The sequence below is a fragment of the Flavobacterium sp. KACC 22761 genome, from assembly GCF_034058155.1.
GTDB lineage: Bacteria > Bacteroidota > Bacteroidia > Flavobacteriales > Flavobacteriaceae > Flavobacterium.
Genome location: NZ_CP139148.1, coordinates 4,230,547 through 4,252,375 on the forward strand (window position 1 = coordinate 4,230,547; position 21,829 = coordinate 4,252,375).

Annotated in this window: 10 protein-coding genes; all 10 read right to left on the minus strand. The window is 36.0% G+C overall.

The window, feature by feature from the left end; genetic code table 11:
• Position 1: 1 nt before the first annotated feature.
• Positions 2-1,693 (minus strand): RagB/SusD family nutrient uptake outer membrane protein, encoded by a 1,692-nt coding sequence (locus SCB73_RS18300; protein WP_320567622.1) that lies wholly within the window; start codon positions 1,691-1,693, stop codon positions 2-4.
• Between the two features lie 15 nt (positions 1,694-1,708).
• Entirely contained in the window at positions 1,709-4,813 is a 3,105-nt protein-coding gene (locus tag SCB73_RS18305) for a SusC/RagA family TonB-linked outer membrane protein (RefSeq protein WP_320567623.1), read from the minus strand.
• An 18-nt stretch (positions 4,814-4,831) separates the two neighbouring features.
• Positions 4,832-6,439, minus strand: a complete 1,608-nt coding sequence (locus SCB73_RS18310; RefSeq protein WP_320567624.1) for a glycoside hydrolase family 32 protein — start codon at positions 6,437-6,439, stop codon at positions 4,832-4,834.
• Positions 6,402-7,760 carry a sugar porter family MFS transporter gene (locus SCB73_RS18315; protein WP_320567625.1) on the minus strand — a complete coding sequence of 453 codons (1,359 nt, stop codon included), beginning with the start codon at positions 7,758-7,760 and terminating at the stop codon, positions 6,402-6,404. The genes SCB73_RS18310 and SCB73_RS18315 overlap by 38 nt, the downstream gene beginning before the upstream one ends.
• A 230-nt stretch (positions 7,761-7,990) precedes the next feature.
• Positions 7,991-10,729 carry a substrate-binding domain-containing protein gene (locus SCB73_RS18320; protein ID WP_320567626.1) on the minus strand — a complete coding sequence of 913 codons (2,739 nt, stop codon included), beginning with the start codon at positions 10,727-10,729 and terminating at the stop codon, positions 7,991-7,993.
• A gap of 1,004 nt (positions 10,730-11,733) precedes the next feature.
• Positions 11,734-12,780 carry a hypothetical protein gene (locus tag SCB73_RS18325; protein WP_320567627.1) on the minus strand — a complete coding sequence of 349 codons (1,047 nt, stop codon included), beginning with the start codon at positions 12,778-12,780 and terminating at the stop codon, positions 11,734-11,736.
• Between the two features lie 179 nt (positions 12,781-12,959).
• Complete coding sequence (locus tag SCB73_RS18330) at positions 12,960-18,026, minus strand: chondroitinase family polysaccharide lyase (protein ID WP_320567628.1); 5,067 nt, start codon at positions 18,024-18,026, stop codon at positions 12,960-12,962.
• A gap of 289 nt (positions 18,027-18,315) precedes the next feature.
• Positions 18,316-19,446: a DUF4861 family protein gene (locus SCB73_RS18335; RefSeq protein ID WP_320567629.1), complete on the minus strand. Its 1,131-nt coding sequence runs from the start codon at positions 19,444-19,446 to the stop codon at positions 18,316-18,318.
• An 84-nt stretch (positions 19,447-19,530) separates the two neighbouring features.
• On the minus strand, positions 19,531-20,319 hold the full coding sequence (locus tag SCB73_RS18340; protein ID WP_320567630.1) for a gluconate 5-dehydrogenase: 789 nt from the start codon (positions 20,317-20,319) through the stop codon (positions 19,531-19,533).
• Positions 20,320-20,345: 26 nt separating this feature from the next.
• Entirely contained in the window at positions 20,346-21,824 is a 1,479-nt protein-coding gene (locus tag SCB73_RS18345) for a sulfatase family protein (protein ID WP_320567631.1), read from the minus strand.
• Positions 21,825-21,829: the final 5 nt, after the last annotated feature.

Here is a 21,829-nt window from a genome sequence, read left to right on the forward strand (position 1 = left end):
ATTAATAACCTGGATTTTGTTTGTACAATCCCTGACTGAAATTAATTTGTTTCAACGGAATTGGGCAATATTCTTCTTTATGCGCATCAAAAAAAGCATCCTGATAATACGTACGTTTTGTTTTTTCTTTTGCATAAAAGTCATTCATAACCTGATCTGTAATTCCCCAGCGAACAAGGTCAAAAAATCGGCTTCCTTCCATAGCCAATTCTAAACGACGTTCCCAACGTAAAGCTTTGCGGGCAAAATCCTGTGTCCAGTTGCAATTGCCTCCATCTACATAGGTATTGATTTTGAAGTTTTTCACGTAAGGCAGTCTTCCTGTACTTTGTGCTGCCCTTTCTCTGATTTGATTAATTAACGGCAAAGCTTCAGATTGTCTTCCTAATTCAATCAAAGCTTCCGCACGCATCAAAATCACATCAGCATAACGAATCTGAATTCTGTTTTTAGAATTTCCGTAAAACGGATCAATATTTACAACACAACTGCAATTTGGAGCAACATTTTCTTTTAAAGAAGCAAAATAGCCATAGGTTCCCGGAGATCTTACCCAAGCTTCAACATACAGAAATTCAGGGTCATATTTATAAGGCAAACCTGGCATTGCAACTGTATGATACAATCTCGGATCAACAGTATTGGCGTCTATATTTTTATAATCAAAATCTTCGTTATTGTAAGTATCAAATTCAGGCAGACCGTTTGCACCGGTTTTAAAAGCATTCACTAAATTCTGACTTGGCTTATGAAAATCACAACAGCCTAAACCTTGTGGCGTTGAAAGAACATCTGAGAAATTCAATCTTCCGTAAAGCGTTCCGTCATTATCAGAGAACTGAATTGAGAAAATAGATTCCGGTCCATTTTCGTAAGTTCCTGGCAGGAAGTTGTTTGCAAAATCAGGTTCTAAAGAAGCTTTTCCGATTACATTATCTGTTGCCGCAATTACTTCCTGCAGATGCTGCTGGTTTATACCTGTAACTTTGAATGTTTCATCCTGTGTGTACGCCTGGTACAATCTTGTTTTTGCCAAATAAGCATAAGCTGCTTTTTTAGTGGCACGCCCCACCTGTGGCTGTGTATCTGGCAAATTATCGGCTGCAGCCTGAAAATCTTCAGCAATTTTATTCCAAAGTTCTTCGTTTGAAAGTGCTTTGTTTGAAATCGTTTTATAATCTTCTACCGGAATATCTTCTGTGATATAAGGTACATTTCTAAACATAATTTTCAGCATAAAATAAAAATGTCCTCTTAAAAAACGCATTTCAGCCATTCTTGTTTTTTTCAATGGATAATCCGCTTCTGAGAGCTGCTCTAAGGCTTTCAACGCTTTATTGGTTCTTGAAACCCCTACATAACTGATGTACCAGAAACTGTCCAATTCTCCAAAATCCGGACGGATGTTATTTGAAACTTCAAAAAAGTGAAAATCCTGAATATCATTTGTACCACTTCCGCCTTTATAAGCATCATCTGAACGAACATTACCAAAAGGCCACAAACTGTACGGAGAATCATAATGATCATTTCCTAACTGTGCATACGCTGCATTCATAAATCCTTCAACCGACTGAGGCGTAACAATATCTTCTTCTGACAACACACCACGCGGATCATTTTCTAAAAAATCGGAACAGGAAGCAAAGAAACCCATCACTGCAAATCCTGCGATATATAATATTTTTTTCATTTTTTTAATCTTTTGTTATAAAGTAAAATTAAGACCAGCAGTAAAAGTTGTCGGCTGAGGATATCCAAAACCAGCATTTTCCGGATCAACTCCTGTGAAGCTTTTAGCATCAATAATCAACAAATTCTGTCCGCTGATGTAAAGTCTAAAACTTTCCATATTCAATTTCTTCAGTAATTCTTTAGGAAAACTATATCCAAACTGCAAAACTCTAAGTTTAAGATAATTTCCATTTTCTACGTAATAAGTTGAAAATCTAGACTCTGCATTTCTGTCAACTGTTGTCAGAGCTGGAATTGTAGAATTTGTATTGTCTAAAGACCATGCATTCAGCAAACGAGTTCCTTTGTTTGATCCCACATCATCTACGCTCCAGAAATCAGTCTGATATTTAGTATTATTGATAACATCCACGTCGCTTGCACCTTCCCAGAAAGTGGTGAAATCAAAGTTTTTATAAGACAAGTTTAAATTAATTCCGTACAACAATCCCGGATTTGGATTTCCGATCCAGGTACGGTCTTTATCTGTAATTGTTCCGTCGCCATTTAAGTCTTTGTAACGAATTCTTCCAAGGCCTTTTCCTTCCTGAATTGCCGAGTTATCCACCTGATCCTGACTTGTAAACAATCCGTCAGTAACATAACCGTACATCGAATTTATTGGACGCCCTAAAATATTATCATTCAGTCCGTCGCCACCATAATTGTTTTTTACTTCATCCGGCAGTTGTGTAATCTTATTTTTGTTTGCCGAAATGTTTCCGGAAATATCATATTTCAGTCCAAATGAGGTTTCGTCATGATAGCCCAAAGAAAACTCCCAACCTTTATTTTCCATAGAGGCTCCGTTTACCCAGCGGTTTCCACCTTCACCAATAACGCCTAAATAAGGTGGCAATACTAGAATATCATCTGTTTTCTTAATATAATAATCAACAGATCCGCTTAATTTTTGTTTGAATAAACCAAAGTCCAAACCAATGTTGGTCTGCGTAGTAGTTTCCCATTTCAAATCATCATTTCCGGATTGCGTTGCAATAAAACCAGAAGGAAGCAATCCGTTTCCGTTTCCTGCAATATCGTAAGCTGTTCCAAACGAGGTTGCCCAAGTTGGACTTCCACCAGCATAACTTGCTAAATAAAGTGAGTAAACAGCCGTATTACTGATTTCCTGATTACCGGTTTGTCCCCAGCCTGCTCTTAATTTTAAGTCAGAAAAAACAGGAGCACTATTTTTAATGAAATTTTCATTGCTGATTCTCCATCCCGCTGATACTGCCGGAAATGTCCCGAATTGATTGTTTTTTCCAAAACGAGAAGAACCATCACGACGAATTGTAGCCGAAACCAAATAACGATTGTCAAACTCGTAATCTGCTTTTCCAAAATAAGAAAGTAAAGAATACACAGTAGAAGTTCCGCTAGTAAACGATTCTCCTGTTCCTGCATCAGGATACATATAATCTGGCGTTTCGATCAAAAAGTCATTTTTACGTAATGTATTTGTATCATAAGTGTCTTTGTACATCTCCGTTCCCGCCATCAAATTCAGATTGCTTTTTCCAAAGTTTAAGCTATAAATTGCTGTATTCGTCCAAGTCCATTTGTCGCTGATCGATTGGTCGATTGTAACAGACGTTTGATCGTTTTGCAGATAACCTGATTTGTAGCTTCTTTGCAAAGTACGCTTCTTATAAAAACCATAATCCATTCCGAAACTGGTTTTGATGTGCAGGTTTTTAATGATTTCCAAATCTGCGTAAGCGTTACCAAATAGGCGCAAATAATCATACTTATTGTCTTTATTATATTCTAAAAGTCTAACCGGATTTTGTCTGTCGTTCATTCCTCCAACCGGTCCTCCCCAGCCTATTCCGTCTACAGTGTGCACCGGAATAATTGGTAGAGCTCTAAGTGCAGGATCTAAAACGCCCGGATCTGTAACTTCGTTCGTACGGTTTAAACTGAAGTTTTCTCCAATAACTAATTTGCCATCAAAGTATTTATATGAACTGTTCATTCTCGCAGAAATTCTTTCAAAATCTGTTGTTTTTACAACACCTTCATTTCCATAATAACCCAGAGAGAAAACATAATTTCCTTTGTCTGAAGCATTCGAAACCGACAAATCATAAGAATTAGCAACTCCGGTTTGAGAAATTGCGTCATACCAATCTGTATTTGAAGCTTTTATGGTTTGTTGTGCATCTAAATATTCCGGAACCAAAACTTTATTCAATTGCGGTTTATTATTGTTTACCGACCAATCAAACTGATAACGTAAATTGTTATTATTGGGATTTAAACCGTCGTTAATATTCGCCTGCCAAAGTGCCTGCCCAAACTGGTTAGCGTTTAGAACATCTAACTTTCTTGAATAATCAGAAAAGGAAGCATAGGTACTGAAATTGATTCTCATTTTACCTTCTTTACCTTTTTTGGTTGTAATGATGATTACTCCGTTTGAAGCTCGGGAACCATAAATACTCGCTGAAGAAGCATCTTTCAGAACCTGAATCGTTTCAATATCATTAGGATTTAATTCATGCATTCCAGATTTTGTCGGCATTCCGTCAATAACGTAAAGCGGATCTGTGTTGTTCAAAGTTCCAACACCACGAATGACCACTTTTGTATTTCCTCCGCTCGGCGAACCATCTGAAGATACTTTTACTCCGGCAATTCTTCCCTGCAAAGCTTTAATTGGGTTTGGCTCCGGTTGCTTCATGACTTCCTTCATGTTTACAACGGCAACTGCACCTGTGATATCTGTTTTCTTTTGTTTAGAATATCCTGTTACGACAACTTCATTTAGCTGGTTGTTATCTACTTTTAAAGTTACATTGATCATTTTTTGACCTTTAACAGGAATAGATTGTGGAGCATATCCTATAAAGGAAACTACAAGAATAGCATCTGAATTTATATTGCCGAACGAAAAATTGCCATCAAAATCTGTTACGGTACTGGTATTTGTACCTGAAATAAGTACGGTTGCTCCTGGAAGCGGCATTCCGTCATCTGCAGAAAATACCGTTCCCTTTACTCCATTTTCCTGAGCCGTCATAAGTAGCACCGGAAAGAAGAAAAATAGAAAATAAATAATTTTACTTTTCATGAGGTTAGTGGTTTTTAGTTAGTTTATATTTAATTGGTTAATTACGAGGTTATTCAATTCAATTTCCTCCTTTGAAGAAACTGATAGAGATGTAAATGGCTGGTTTGTGAAAAAGATTTCTGTTATAACTTTTTCGCCATTGTTGTAAAATATTTCAATAGAGGTTTTATCTAAAATAATTTTAAAAACACCTTCTTTTTGATTCCCGTTTAAAGCTGCTTTTGTGATCGTTGCTGCAAACTTTTCAGAGAAATCATTTTTTCCAGACTTCGAACGATCTACAAATAAATAATGATCTGAATTATTGATTCCGAAAGTCAAAGACTCACCTTTTTCATTTGAAAGCGTAAAAGTGTACGTGTCTTGTTTTATGTTTTTCAGCTTAAAATCAATAATTGCTTTAGTTAAATCAATTTTCCCTGATCCGGAAATCGAAAGATTGCCTTTTCCTTTTAGGTTTTTCTTTTTTATAGATTTAGAAACATATTTATTGATTTCTTTTACCGGATTACTGATTAGACTATAAGCATTTCCTTTTTTTATCAACTGAATTTCGCGGGCAATTGTAGTGCTGCTTCTCCATGCAAATGTTGGAACATCTTGCGCGTACTCCCAATTAGACATCCACCCGATAAATAATCGACGTCCGTCAGCACTTGGAACATTATTCCAGGTTACACCAGCATAATTGTCTTTTCCGTAATCAATCCAAACGGCTTTTTCCTGTTCTATTCTTTTGGCAAAATTTGGGTCTAATGTAAAAGTAGTTCCATCAAAATCTCCAATAAAATATTGCGTTCCGGAACCTCCATTTACACCTCCTGGATTTAAGCTCTGAATTAAAACCCATTTGGTTTCATTTGACCCTTGTACTTTTATTTCAAAAAAATCTGGACATTCCCAAACACCTCCATGTGCCCCAATATTTTTTCCGAAATCTGATAAATATTCCCAGTTTTTTAAGTCTTTGGATTTATAAAATTGAGAACGGTCCTGTGCTGCTAAAACCATAATCCATTGCTTATTCGTTTCATCCCAAGTTACTTTCGGGTCACGAAAATCTCGAATTCCAGGGTTTTTTATGACAGGATTTCCTTCCTCAAATTTCTGCCATGTAAAACCATTGTCATTCGAGAAAGCAATATCCTGCTGCTCGACATCAATTTTATTTTCTTTTTCTTTTGTCATATTATGCAGCGTATAAATTGCTACAATTGGAGCCGTTTTTCCCGTTCCTAAACCAGAAGTATTGTTTGAATCTACAACAGCACTTCCTGAAAAAATATATTTATTGTTATCTGGGTAAATCGCGATAGGCAACTCTTCCCATTTAATGAGATCTTTACTAACGGCATGTCCCCAATGCATCGGTCCCCATTTATTTCCATCAGGAAAGTGCTGGTAGAATAAATGATATTTTCCATCTGCATAGAACATTCCGTTAGGATCGTTCATCCAGCCTTTTTTTGGTGTAAAATGAAAATTAGGACGGTACATTTGCTCCTCTGAAGATGCTGATACTGAAACAGCAGTTGTTTGCGCCACAGCCGAATACGGTTTAAGTCCCCCTACTGAGAGGAGTATCGCACTATAAAATGCCAGCGGTAGATGTTTCTTTGATCTCATTTTTTTTGATATTTTTTTTGGTTAGATTTTCACTTAATACTTCTAAAGAAACTCCTTTGGTTTCGGGCATCAGAAAAATTACGAACAGTAATTGCAGCACCATCATCAATGTAAAAATTAAGAATACTACTTCCGGGCCAATTTCTGAAAATAGCATCGGAATTAAAGATGGGATAATTGCTGCCAAAACCCAATGTACTGAACTCCCAAATGCCTGTCCAGAAGCCCGAATGTGATTTGGAAAAATTTCGGAAATAAAAACCCAGATAACTGCCCCTTGGCCAATGGCGTGAGAAGCAATAAATAAGAAAAGGAAAATAGGTACAGATAAGCCTCCCCAATTGAAATAAAAGGCAGCAGAAACCAATCCTAAAGAAATAATATATCCTATAGAACCAATGTACATTAACAACTTTCTTCCTAATTTGTCAATTAATGCTACGCCGATTAAAGTGAATATAAGATTCGTAATTCCGATTCCGATGCTACTTAATAAAGCCGTATTTTGTCCTAAACCTGCTTCTTCAAAAATTCTTGGCGCATAATATAAAAAGGCATTGATTCCCGAAAACTGGTTAAAGAATGCAATTAAAAAAGCCAATACTAACGGAAAACGGTATTTCTTCATGAAGATATTTTCATGTTTTGTAACACCATTTTCTCTGGAATCATCCATGATGTCTTTTAGGTCAGCAGACGGATCAATTTGAAACAGCACTTTACGAGCCTCTTCATCTCGGTTTTTAGATAATAACCATCTTGGGCTCTCTGGAATTGTAAGTATAAAAAGAATGTAAATAAAAGAAGGAATAGCCTGCACTCCTATCATCCAACGCCAGGCATTTTCTCCAATATCTTTTAAAAAGTAGTTGGAGATAAATGCAATTAAAATTCCAAGTACAATATTAAACTGATAAAGCGCTACTAAACGTCCGCGTTTGTCAGCCGGGGCAATTTCGGAAACATAGGCCGGCGCCGCAATAGTTGAAGCCCCAACACCCAAGCCTCCAATAAATCTGAAAGCAGCAAATACAAATGGATCATTTGCAAAAGCAGCACCAATAGCAGAAAGAAAGTATAAAATTCCTATCCAGAACAGTGTTTTTTTACGACCTATTTTATTGGTTGGAATTCCACCAAAAATGGCACCTACAACTGTTCCCCAAAGTGCCATTGCCATAACAACAGATCCATGAAAAGCATCAGATGAATGCCAAAGAAGCTGTAGCTGTTTATCAGCTCCAGAAATAACTACGGTATCAAAACCGAATAGAAAACCTGCCAGTGCAGCAGTAACAGACCAAATCAATATCTTGTTCATTGTAGATGTATTAAAAACTTGTTGCTAAGATATCCGCAAAAAAAACAACTTATTTTTAATGATGTTACAATTTAATTCTATAAATACTGACAGTTTGATATTTAAATAACAAAAGCCTTATTTACAAGGCTTTAGATAATTTAAAATTTATTTACGAAAACCTTGTAGTTTCGATTTTGTTACATTAGGTTTAAAATTGATACCTAAATTGTATCAATTTTAAACCAATATTAAATGGAAGATTTGTATTCCTTTGGTGAAATTCCAAATTTATTCTTAAAAGCTGTAGAAAAATAGTTGGGAGAAGAGAAACCAAGTGAGTACGCAATTTCAGAAATATTCATATTATTTGACTTTAAAAGCTCTGCCGCCTTCTCCAATTTTACATTATTGATATGGTCACTGATATTAATTCCTATAATTGCTTTTACTTTTCGATACAACTGAACTCTCGAAACTCCGAGTTTATCGGCTAAATCTTCAACAGAGAATTTGGAATTTTCGACGTTTTTCTTAATAATGTCATTCATTTTGGTAATAAAGGATTGTTCCTGATTGCCAAATTTCGACTCAGGTTCAACACGATAAATGTTATTAGTATAGTAATAACGAAGTTTCTCTCTGTTGAAAAGCAGACTTGATATAGATTGTTTTAAAATAGACAGGCTAAAAGGCTTCGTTAGATACTGATCTACTCCACTTTGCAATCCTTTTAAAACTGATTCTTTATTGCTCTGCGCTGTTAAAATAATAATAGGAATATGTGACGAACGCAAATCTTTTTTCAATTCTTTACTGATTTCGTAACCGTCTTTGTCTACCAAATTAATGTCGCAAATGATAATATCAGGAACAATTTCCATTGCTTTTTCAATAGCATCGCTTCCGTCAGAAGTATAAATGACATATTCATTAGATAATTTAGCTTTTAAAAATGAAACCAAATCTAAATTGTCTTCTATAACCAAAAGTGTATGTTTTTCAGATTCAGAAATTACATTTTTCTCATTCAAATCAGATTCTATATCAAGATTATCTGTAATTAAACTTGGTGTTTCATTTAGTTTTTCAGCTTTATTTATAATTTCAGAAGGCTGTAAATGGCTTACTCCTTTCAATAAGGTAATTACGAATTCGCTTCCTTGTTTTGATTTCAATTCTATCGTTCCCTGATGTAAGAGCACAAACTCTTTTGAGAGATGAAGTCCAATTCCCGAACTGTTTTTATTATTATTTGAAGCCCTGAAAAAAGGATTAAAAACATTCGATAATTCATTTTCGGGTATTCCGATTCCAGAATCTTTAAAACTGATTTTAACTGTATTATCTTGATTGTCGATAATTGAAATGCTGATTTTTCCGTTATCGGGTGTAAATTTAAAGGCATTAGAAAGCAAATTGAAATACACTTTATCCATCAATCCTCTATCGATAAACAATTCCAAGTTTTTATTTTTGCAAGTAAGCTGAAAATCAATATTTCTTCGGGCAGCTTCGCCTTTAAAATTAGCCATGACTTCATTTGTGAAATCGTAAATTTTTGTATTGGAAGCTCTAAGTGCAAATTTTTGTTCTTCAATCTTCCTGAAATCCAACAATTGATTTATTAATCTGAGCAATCGATTTGAGTTTTTATGAATTAGTTTTACTTCATCAATCAGTGCTGTACCTTTAATTTTTTCATTTTCAATCAACGACTCTACATAACTCATAATAAGCGTTATGGGTGTTTTAAATTCATGCGAAAGTCCAGTAAAGAAATTCAATTTTGCTTCGTTGCTTCTTTGAGCAATTTGAGCCATTTCCTGAATTTCATTATTCTGATCAATTACGGTTTGATTAATTCTTTCAAGCTGTTTTTTCTTTCTTGAAATAGAAATAGTTGAATAAATACTATAAATCGTCAAACTCAAAATAATCACTAAGAAAAAACTCAGCAACCTAACCAAGTTATTCTGCGAAGCATATTCTCTTTCCTGAACCTTTATCGCTCCCTGTTGTGACTCAATAACTGTTTGCTGTTGATCGACTTTATCCATTTGATTTTCGATAATTTCAGCATTATTCTTATCTATTACAATTGTATTTAGAATATTATTTTTTGCAATTGCTTCTTTATTGTGCATTTTTAAAGCTAATTTCAACGCTTCATTTCCTCCTGTCGGATATAGTATTGTACCGTCTAAAACTCCACTTTTTACCAATTCTATCCCCCCATTTACTGTATTGAGTCCGTCAACACCAATAAATTTGATTTTCTTTTCTAAACCAACAGTTTTGGCAGTTTCCCAGGCACTTAAAGCCATACGATCATTATGAGCAAAAATATATTCGATGTCATGATTTTGTAAAAGAAGTGCTTTTAAAGGCACTTTGACTGACTCTTTTTCCCAATCGCCATTTATAGTGTTTTCGATCTTAAAACGCTTATTTTCTTTGATAATCTGATCAAATCCGAGACTACGTTCATATGCTGGTGAAGAACCGTTTGCTCCTGTTATTTCAATGATTTTGCCAGAACCTTTACTGTGAGAGATAATATATCGGGCAGCAATTCTGCCAATTTCGATATTATCAGCTCCAAGATAAGCAGTATAGCTTTCTCCCTCAATTTTTCGATCTACAACAAGAACAGGAATTCCTGCCTTTATTGATTTTTCTACAACTGCAGTCAAAGGTTTAGATTGAATTGGAGAGACAATAATAACATCAACTTTATTAGATATGAATCTTTCAATATCTTCTATCTGTTTCTCGATATTGTTATTGGCATCTTTTATAGTTAAATCTACCTCAGGCCGCAATGAAGCTTCAATCTTCATTGAGCTGTTCATTTGTTTACGCCAATCATCTGTAGTCATAGCCTGAGAGAATCCAACTTTTATTTTATCGCTCAGTTTTTGTTTGCAGGAAATTAAAGTTGATGATGCTAAAAAAAGCAGCAAAATATATTTTACAGTTTGATACATGAAATTATAAGTTTATGTAAATGAAAGTGAGTTTCGAAAATACCTTCTTAAACCAGTAACTTGCCAAAATAATTAGGAAGGATTATTTTGTTATGACAAGTAAGAAGTGTGTATATAATTGTAAAGATAAAATTAAACTTTTAAGTTTTAACAATGACACCTCATAATTTTCTCATTATTATAATCAACAAATTTTCTTTGCCAACATTTCAGTAAAGTTCAATGCAAAATCGTGGTAAAAGAGGTTAAAAAAACAACAAACGCAAGAAATACGCGGGTTCCGGGCGTAAGGTTCGAATCCTGCTCTCCTCATTGCAATAAAATGCATAAATAATTATCTTCTAATTAGGTTAAAGCGGTTTAAAAACTCTAATATCCGACCAAATTTTGATTTGAATAATCTCCAAATTATTATATAATTTTACAAAAAACTAACCCGTTCTCTTTACATAGTACCAAATTTTATTTTCAAGAATTTTGTAAAAAGCTATTACATCTTAATAAATTTAAATATACATATGTTTTAACATTTTTTAACGTTTAACCCTTACGATACATACAAACCGCTTACAAATGAAAATTCAAAATAATTATCTTACAAATTCACTTGAAAATAAGCCAATTTCTTTAAATCATTCATAAAATGGTTTGTAAATTGTAAAGTAGCCGTCACTTGACGGGACATAAAAACAGTAAATACTTACAAGAAAAAGACTAAAAAATAGGGCAAAAAAAAGTCCATTTTTAAAAAATGGACTTTGAGTTTAGAAAGGCATATTGGGAATTTCACTCCCAGAAATTAAAACTACAGTATTGGGTTAAATAAAATGGAATCGAGATACATACAAAATACAAAATCTTTGATAATACACTAAAAAACTTGGAACGGATTTTGGAATTTAGATCTCAACAACAGAATATTTATTGCTATTTTTCAAACAAAAAAGCTCCAAAATCAAATGACTTTGAAGCTTTCTGCACTATAGCAGGTGATATCCAAATTTTTATTGAAAGTCTGCGGGCTTATAGTAGTTTTGCAGTGTCACAATAAATAGCCCTCCACTGAAAAATTCCTTGTTAATTCTAGACATTACAGGGCTGATACCAACACTGATATTATTTATTGTCTTAGGATAAGTCATATTAGAATCGTGATTGAAGCCGACGCAATGCCCAATTTCATGCGAGGTAATGTCTCCTGCATCTATTTTTATATAATCATGCAAAATATGTTCGGCATAACCTAAAGTTGACCCACCTCCTAAGCCGGATACATTTGTACATTTGCCACATTCAAAAAGAGGATGAATAAGAATGTCATTGTAAACTTTCTCTTTTTCAGCCATTGTCAAAGGTGTTTTCCCATCATTTCCGATAATTTGCTCATTTAAAAAAGCCTGCTTGAATTGATCTGACACAAAAACGATTCCCATATTAAGCATAAGTCCTGAAAAGCGACGAATATCTTTGGCTTTTATGGGCTCCCAATTATTATTGGGATCATTATTCGGGTCATAATCATAATATCGGATTGTCCATTTTAGGTCTCTCAGCTTTTTAAGCTTGAGTATTATTTCGCTGTCACCCGTAAAATCAAATGAAATCTTGCTTGGATCCACCCCGGTTGTTTTATATTGTGATAAGTCAACTTTTTTGTTATCTGTATCTAAGAAAAGATTGGTTCCATCCATAAAAGGATACTTCATAGTTTGTGTTGCATGTGCCCTAATTTTTTTTATTTTGAAAAGTTGAATCGGTTTGCCTTCAATTACAGCCAATATCGTAGCATTTTCAATATCGAAAGGAGCAAAATTTGAAACTTCGATATTTTTTTCATCAACAGCTTTTACACGTATGATTTGTCCAATGCTATAAGTTCTAGCTTTTGAAGTCATCACTTCCACAGCTTCATTATCCTGAAACATTAATGATGAATTCTGATCGGTATCGAATGATACAATTTTTAGACTTATTGTATCTTCTTGTTTATCTTCATTACAGGCAGTAAAAATTCCAAAAATAATAAGAAGTGCTAGAATTTTTTTTATCATAATTATAGGTTTTTAATTGATTAGTTAAAATACTTTTTATATGGCATAAAATGACTTTTTTATAAAAGAAAATTGAAAAAATATCAAGACAACATTTGATAACCTCTTATAAAGAATATTAAATATTTAGAGCAAAAGAGACTGTTCATATATTTTGAACAGCCTCATAATTGTGGTTATTATTGTTTTACAATTGTACTTTTAAAGGTTTCAACACCATTTTGTATAACTAAAATATAATTTCCGGAAGGTAAATCTCCGCAGAAAACATTTTGTGGTACAGCGGTAAAACGAACCTGACGAAGATTGTTTCCAATTATATTATAAATGCTAATTGCTGCAGTCGGATCTAACTTTGAAGAAACGCTCACATTAAAGCTGTCATGCACAGGATTAGGGTAAATAGTGTAATCAGCTAAAGTTATTATTTCCTCTTTACCTGCCATCCTAGAAAAAGCAGGGCAAGAACCTAACTTATCTCCATGATTCAAGTGATTTTGAACGGCTGATGGTGCTACGCAAATAACATTATTATTATGACAAATCTGTACCTTATCGTTTTTATTTCCACATCTCACATCAAGAGTATTTATTGTAATTGAAGCGCTAGATTGACATTCTCCTGCATATGAAGCAGTAACGGTATACGTGCCTGCTTGTGATACTGAAATCGATGGCGTGTGTGCTCCAGTGTTCCAAGTATAAACAACATCTTGATTATAGCCTTGTAACAATGAATTTAGGGTAAGAGATGTTGGCCCATATCCAAGATAAATCGTATTTGCATCATCTACAGCAGGATTCATCACATACACATCTGGAATAGACAACTGTACTGAAGGACATACTATATTTACAGTAACAGCTGTAGAAGTAGTTATGGCACCATCATTATCGGTGGCTTTTGCGGTTAATATGTAAGAACCTGCAGCGACATTGTTCCAATCAAAGCTGAATGGAGCTGTAGTAGCTTCTCCTAATTTATTAATTCCTTCGAAGAATTCAACTTTGCTCACGCTGCCGTCAACATCGGTTGCATCGGCTGTAATGGTAATATTACCAGGAGCATTGTAACTTGCATCTGCCAAAGGCGAAGCAATAGATACAGTTGGTTCTGTATTGACCCTAAGTATTTGTTCTATCGATGGGGCTGCATCATAAATGCTGTTACCTTGCTGTGAAGCTTTGATAGTAGTTCTCCCTTTTCCAACAATAGTTACTGTATTTCCGCTAATGGTAGCCACATCACTATTTGAACTGGTATAACTAACCGGTAAATTTGATGAAGCCAAAGCACTCAGATCAAAGTTAGTATCTCCGATTGCTTTTGTAGGTATCGCGTAAAAAGCAATAATTTGCGCAGCTGCATTCACATTTAGTGTTTGTTCTACCGCTTCGGCAATGCTATAAATGTCATCACCGTCCTGTTTTGCCGTAATTGTGCTTGTACCTTTACCAACAATCGTCACGGTATTTCCGCTGATTACGGCCACTTCAGGATTGGAACTTGTGTAGCTAACTGGCAAACCCGAAGAAGCTGTAGCCATTACATCAAATGCTGCATCGGTGGCTATTTTAGCAGGGATGGCTTCAAATCCAATTGTTTGCGGAGTTAAAACACGGTTTAATGTTATTTCTACCGGTAGTCCATCCACAACGGTGAATTTGATTGTAGTTTCTCCATTTGTCGTGCCTGTTATACTGGCTCTTGCGTTAGGCTGGAAAATTTGCCAGTTGGTTCCTTTTATTGTGATGTTTATCTGCTTTTCCAAAGACGGAATATTTGCTCTGTAAGTAAATCCAATATCGGGATTGTTTAGCGCCAGTTTTAGGCTTTTCTGAGCCGAATCATATTGCGACATTACCAAACACGGATAATCTGCACCAGTCAATTGTCCTTTATTATTTATTCCTGAAAGCGCACTGAAAAATGCAGATCCAAATATGGAATTTGAAGTCGCAGTAGGTTTGTACTCCACGATATGCGCCACTTCGTCTTTTCGGTGAACGGTATAAGGTTTGTTTCCGGCATCAATTTGACTGCCCAAAGCGGTCATATCAGTAACAGTTGTTTTTGGCATACAAACATATTCGTATCCTCCGTTTGATGGAGCCGTTCCATGATCGATATAACCAATGGCATAGTTCCCCACAGGATTGGTCGAAATATTTTGAGCCGATAACAGCTTGTCGTGTTGTGGTGTTTGCTGGTCAGCTTTTGTCAATTTGATAGTCCCGCTTCCGGCAAACACATAAAAACCTGTACCATAGTTATCCACGATCCAGTGGTTGGCTGTGTCGTCATAGGAATTATCATAGGAACCTGTCGACAATAAATTACTGTCAATATTTACCTGATCTTTGCCTACAAAGGTTTTGCGTTGATACAAAGTGGTCAGTGTAGTATTGCCAGTATCGTTGTTGCCAATACCTGAACCCAGACAAATCAACATATTGTCAAACGTAAATACAGATTTCTTGAAAGTAAATGTGTTGTTATGACCTTCCGGAGCATAAACGGTTCCAAATCCCTGACCAACCTTTTCCTGAAAATCCATGGCAAACATACCGTAAGTACCCTGAACTGCTTTTAAATAAGTACCATTTTTATTGATAAAACTTAAAGAACCTACAAATCTTTTTTCTTGCAACTCATCAACACGGTCTTTTTCAGCTTGTAGCTTGTCCCATGGCAGTCGTATAACTGTGGTTCCTGGTACAAAATTCCAATCACGGGTGGTTACGTCATAACCATTTTCGGTAAGGTTGTCTCCGGCATAAACAATATCAACGGCACCATAACTTTGATAGCGTCCAAAACGATTAGCAGTACCGCTAGAAGGTCCAAATATCTCTGTCCCAAACATATTGTCGCTAAATCCTTTGCAAGTGGCGACCCAATTATCCTTACGGTAAATACCGGCCATGCTGTGGTTGAACTGGAAATAACCTTCATTAAAAGAAGCTACGGTACCATTGCCAAAAGGTCCATAACTACCCCATACACGATTATAATAAGTAGCCATAACCGGATCTGAGGCTCCCGTTCCCATTACACTTCCTCCTCCCACTGCCATATTACGGAAAGAAAATTTACTTATGGTTGAATTGAATTCCTGAGGTTTTCTTCCTCCCATAGCTATCGATCTGGTGGTTTTGTCATTACCAAACATAAGTTGCGTCATAATCGCATCTCTCAATCGAAGATATGATTCAGTATTTACCTGGAAAGAAGTTTGCTGCAAATAATAAATAATATCAGCTCCCGAATTTAGATCATAACCCGTATAAGACGGATAACTGGCCCAATGATGAAACCCTGAACCATCTGGTTTGATACCATCAAGGGTTCCTGGTGAGTAGCTCAGAAATTTATCCATTTGACGTTTGAATGCAGTCATATAACGATAACGCTCATCGGCAGAATCAATCCATTTTACATAACCCAGCGTAACAGGCAATATATTCCCCAAATCGTCTAAATCGTATCCTACGGCAGTATTTACTTCGTTAGGTTCCCACATATAGTCAAAAGTATTTTGTTGATTCAACAAATTCTCAAATAAACTTTTTACATAAAAATTATCTTTAATGTGAGGAATTAATATTGCGGACTTCCCGAAATCATCATAAGAATACCCATTACCATCTGGACTCATTAATCCTTTACACATACGATCTGATGCTAGCCATACCGTATTGAGGGCTTTGGTATATATATTATTAGTATCTTCAGGATGAAACTTGAGGTATTGGGCAAAAGTTTTTAAATACGAAAGCTGGTCAAAACTGGTAACAGCTGTCGTTGAGCTGATAGTATATCCGTCTACCGTAATACCAAGTGCATTATAGCTGGCAATCGCTGAATTAAGTGTAGTCGCTGATGGCTCAGTAGTACCTAGATAATTATCTGAAAAACGCTGTAAAATTGATTCTATTTCAGCATTAATAGTTGAATTTGATGCAACCAATGGCAGATCAGGATTCATTGTCAACGAACAAGCCGGTGGCGGAGGTGCCGGAGCCGGTGTTGTAAGTAGCTGATATTTCACAGCATTTCCCGTATATGTAACATTACCCGTATAACCGGTTGTGCTTTGAATGGTGCCAAAGCTTCCCGAAACTGTTTCTGGTGATGTTGTTTGCGCAAAAGTGAGAAAAGGCTGATTTGAAGTAGTATAGGCATTGATAAAGTCAACCTTTAATGTTGTCGATGTCCCTATACTAATAGTTCCCGTCGCGTTTAATTGATCGTAAGCAGTAATTGCTGTAGGTCCTCCCGCCTGTACACGCATAGTACCACTGTTGGCTAATGCAAAATTACCGTTTACCTGTAGAGTTCTAGTAGCTTTATCGCCGGAAGTAGTTCCAAAATTCAATGTATTTACCGTAAGATTCCCATTAACAGTAACAGGTCCGGCCGCTGTCGCCAAGTACTCGCTGTTAACATTAAGTTCATTAAGAACTGCTGCCGCAGGATCAAAAGTAACTACTGTAGCTGCAGTATTCGGAAGCGTTGCACTAGTTCCCGAAATAGTAAGTTTTGAATTGACATTCCCTTTTATTAATCGGGTGCTGGTATTTCCCTGTTTGATGGTAGATGCCTGCAGGTTATACCCGGCAAGATCTAACGTTACAGTTGTCGCGTTGAAAACAAGCGGACTGTAGAATTTGCAATTTCCTGTCAACGAACGGCTCGTACCAAGAAGTAAACCAACACTGATACTGTTATTAGAGATAACACCAGTAGAAAGTTGGGTCAGGTTAATTGTTTTGTTAGTTCCTCCCAGGTAAATCCCTCTGGTACTGTTACTATCATGAATCGCTGTGCTTCCTGTAATATCACCATTTGCGTTAAAAAAATTACTGCCGGAGACTGCTTGTATTGTTTTTATGGTTCCATTCCAGGTTAAAAGCCCATTTATGGTAAATGCCGAAGCAGTAGCATTATTTTTATGAAAAACAGTCCCTCCCGCATTAATATTTAGAGCAGCAATGGTCATGGATGTTGCTGTAATAGTAGCCGTACCTCCATTCAAAATAATTAGATTATCAGTTGCTAAAATAGCAACAGTAGCCAGGCCAGTCGTTCCATCTGGATTGGTAGTCCAGTTAGCGTTAACCGCACCTGAGTTTCCTGCAAGTGTTGCATTAGAAGATGCGGTATAATAATCGGTTGCAAAAGCATGAGGTATGAAGCTGTAAAATAACAGCAACATAAAAACAACGTGTAGTTTTGTTTTCATAATTTTTGGTTGGTTAAAGTTTAGTTAGTTTGTTTACGATTACGAAATCGTTTTCATAAATAAAATGATTTCAAATTTATTTTTATAAAAGATTATAAGAGAGGATGTTCTTCCTTTTTAAGAGTAAAATCCTCCTTTTTCACGTGATTGCTGAGTTTTAAGATACTCACTAATCATTTTACAAAATTTTGCAAACCCTTTTTTTCCATCCCAACTATTTTTATTAAACCAAAAAAGCTGCAAAAAAATCTTTGAATTTTTTGCAGCTTTTTCTATGAGAACTATTGTTCTATTTTACGCTTACCAATAACGGTTTTTTCAATTCCTCAGAAAAATTATCCAAATACTCAAACCATTGTGCCGAATTTGTAATTATACCCGCCTTATCCCAAACTGCTCCGGTGTAATACACTATTGGTTCGTTATTTTTTGTTTCTGTTATGGCCAATAACTGATTATTTTCGACCAGCATTTTCTTAACTGGAGTACTCAAAATACTTCCCACTCCGGTTGTGCCGTCCTGCCCATGAACAGGCTCCCAATAGCCCAAAATACCTTGCTGTTCGTTTAATAAAAGTACACCGTTTTCTGGCCTTTTGCTGATTCCAATAGCAACTGGCAACGCTTTGCTGTCTGCGTAAGCGTAAACATTTTCAATTCGATTCAGTTGTGAACCTGCATCCAGTGATATGGTTTTGGTGCAGGAAACTTTAATTCCTGATGCATCCCATGTGTCATATTCTAATTTGAAAGTAGAACGCAAAGGACCATTGTCCAATAATTTCCATCGATGGTAATTTCCGGAATAATAAACGCTGTCTTTGATATACGGTGCCATACTTCCAGCTCCTAATGTGAATGCTACTTTGTAATAATCCAATCCGTTTCCATGATCTACATGATACTCTCCTAATTTATAACGCTCATTAATGACCATTTTATCGGTACGTTTTACCCAAACGTCCAAGCCATAAGCATCGTCTCTCGTTTTTTCAAGAGCTTTCCCATAAGCCCTGAAAGCTATTCTGTCATTTTCCCATGCGAAATCATCCATTCTTTCCGGAACATAACGCGCGTAGCTTTTGGTTTGAAATGCTATTGGCTTTCCTTTTTGTATCGAAAGAAGAGCTTTTCCTTTGGCTTTGACATTTACCTGTACCAATAAATTTTGAATCGCACGAAGTCCTTTATGTTCCAACTGATACGGAATTTGTTTTTTAGTTGCTGAATTAATCACCACAAAATTTGACGTATCGATTTGAGGAAAACCAGACAAGATTGTTTCCCATTTAACTGAAACGACAGCTTCTTTTCTATCTAAATCAGAATTGTTTTGTACTTCAATACTTATCTTTGTCTGGGACAAAAGCAGTAATGGCAAAAAAAGAAATAATAAACTGAGGTATTTGGTGAATTTCATATATGTAATAGTTTGTTTGATGTTAAAAAAAATCTGCTGATACTGTTTTTTTTAAACAATATCAGCAGAAAAAATTTTAATCATTTATTCATTTGATGGTTTTCCAATGGTAGCCAGGATTCCACCATCAACATACAGGATATGACCATTCACAAAATCACTTGCTTTTGAAGACAAGAAAATGGCAGCTCCCTGTAAATCTTCAGGGTCTCCCCAACGATTTGCCGGTGTTCTGCTTATGATAAACTCGTTGAATGGATGTCCGTCTACTCTAATTGGAGCTGTCTGGCTGGTTGCAAAATACCCGGGACCTATTCCGTTTGTCTGAATATTAAATTTAGCCCATTCGGTTGCCATATTTTTGGTAAGCATTTTCAAGCCTCCTTTTGCGGCAGCATACGCACTGACTGAATCTCTGCCCAATTCGCTCATCATCGAGCAAATATTGATGATTTTCCCGCCACCGCGTGCAATCATTCCTTTGGCAACGTTTTTGGAAACAATAAAAGGACTGATTAAATCTACATTGATTACTGCTGCAAAATCTTTCACTTCCATTTCAATGATTGGAGTTCTTTTGATGATTCCCGCATTATTGATCAAAATATCGATTGGCGCTACGTCGGCTTCGATTTTATTTATTGCTGCAATTACAGCTGCTTCATCGGTCACGTCAAATACATATCCATAGGCTTCAATCCCATCTGCCTTATATTCTGCTATCGCCTTGTCTATGTTTTCCTGCGAAAGATCGTTTACCACAATTTTTGCTCCGGCATGCCCCAATCCTTTAGCCATTGCCATTCCCAGGCCATGAACTCCTCCTGTAATAAGAGCTGTTTTCCCTGTTAAATCAAATAAGTTAATTGACATTTTTTAAATTTTATAGTTAGTAATTATTATTTTTCTAAAACAAAACCGTCTTTTGTTTTTTCAAGCCACTTTATCAAAGAAGGCTGTAATTTTTTCACAATCGGCAAATCCGGATTATAGATATTTGTCAGTTCAAAAGGATCTGCCTTCAAATCGTACAAAACATATTCTCCCGTCCCTTTTTTCTTCACAAAAGACAATTTATAATCAGTTGTTCGGATTCCTCTGAAACCGGTATTCATATTGACATTATTGCTGATAATCGCGCCTAAAATATATTGTTCGGTTGGTTTTTCTCCTTTGCCATTAAGATAATATGGAGCGTAGCTTTTCCCATCCAAATCTTTTGGGGTTTTGTTTTTCATCCCCATTAGTTCCAAAAGAGTCGGATAAATATCAGGGAGACTTCCTAAAAAAGTATTGTCGATTCTTGGCAGAATATGACCTTTCCAGTAAACGATAAACGGAATTCGCAGCGACTCTTCATAAATGTTGTTTTTTGATACTTCAGAATGTTTTCCCAAACAATTCCCGTGATCGGCCATGATTATTACAATGGTATTTTCATCCAGTTTTTGATCTTTTAGACCTTGTACTATTCGGCCTATTTGCTCATCAACGCCAGTTATATTGGCATAATAATAACGAACATCTTTTCGGTATTGATCACCTTGTTCCGTTTCTTCGGCAGGAATATTGGGGTCTTTCACCAAATCTTTCAAAGGGATATCTTTGTATAGATCATAATATTTTTTGGGAACGGTTTGGTATTCTGAATGTGGCGGGTTCATCGAAACTACTAATGAAAACGGAGCACGGCTTTTACGCATTTTGCCATTTTCATTTTTGAAAAAAGCCAATGCTTTATCGGCTTCATGAATGGGTCCCCATTGGTTCACATATTTGAAATCCTCCCTTTTGTCGTTGGTATCCCAATACATCGGTTTGTCATGCTCATCATAGGTACCATAGGCATACCAGTAATCAAAACCGTGCCTTCTGTCCGGAGAAGTCCATTCGTTCCAAGCTATTTTTTCGGTATTATTTGATGTTGGGACATAGGGTTTGTACGGAGAATCCAAATGCCATTTTCCTATATAGCCATTAAAATATCCGTTTTGCTTCAAAATATCAGACCAACAAACAGCATCCTTTTGCAATTCGACACCAAACGGAGCCGAATTGGAATTCACATTGCTGTACACGTGGTTTTTTATCGGATATTGACCCGTCATCAGCATGGCTCTTGCCGGAGAACAAACCGGATAGTTGCTCACCATTTGTGTAAGCACCAAACTTTCTTTGGCAAATTTGTCTACATTAGGAGTCTTAACAGGCTCTTTTCGTTCAAAACCCAAGGCCTGCCCTCTCCATTGATCGGCAAGAATAATCAACAAGTTGGGAGGTGTTTCAGATTTAGTTTTATTTTGGGCAACTGCTGAAATCGCTGCTAGCCAAAATAAAAGAAAAAACCTGGAAGAAATATTTTGTTTTATATACTTCATGTTTT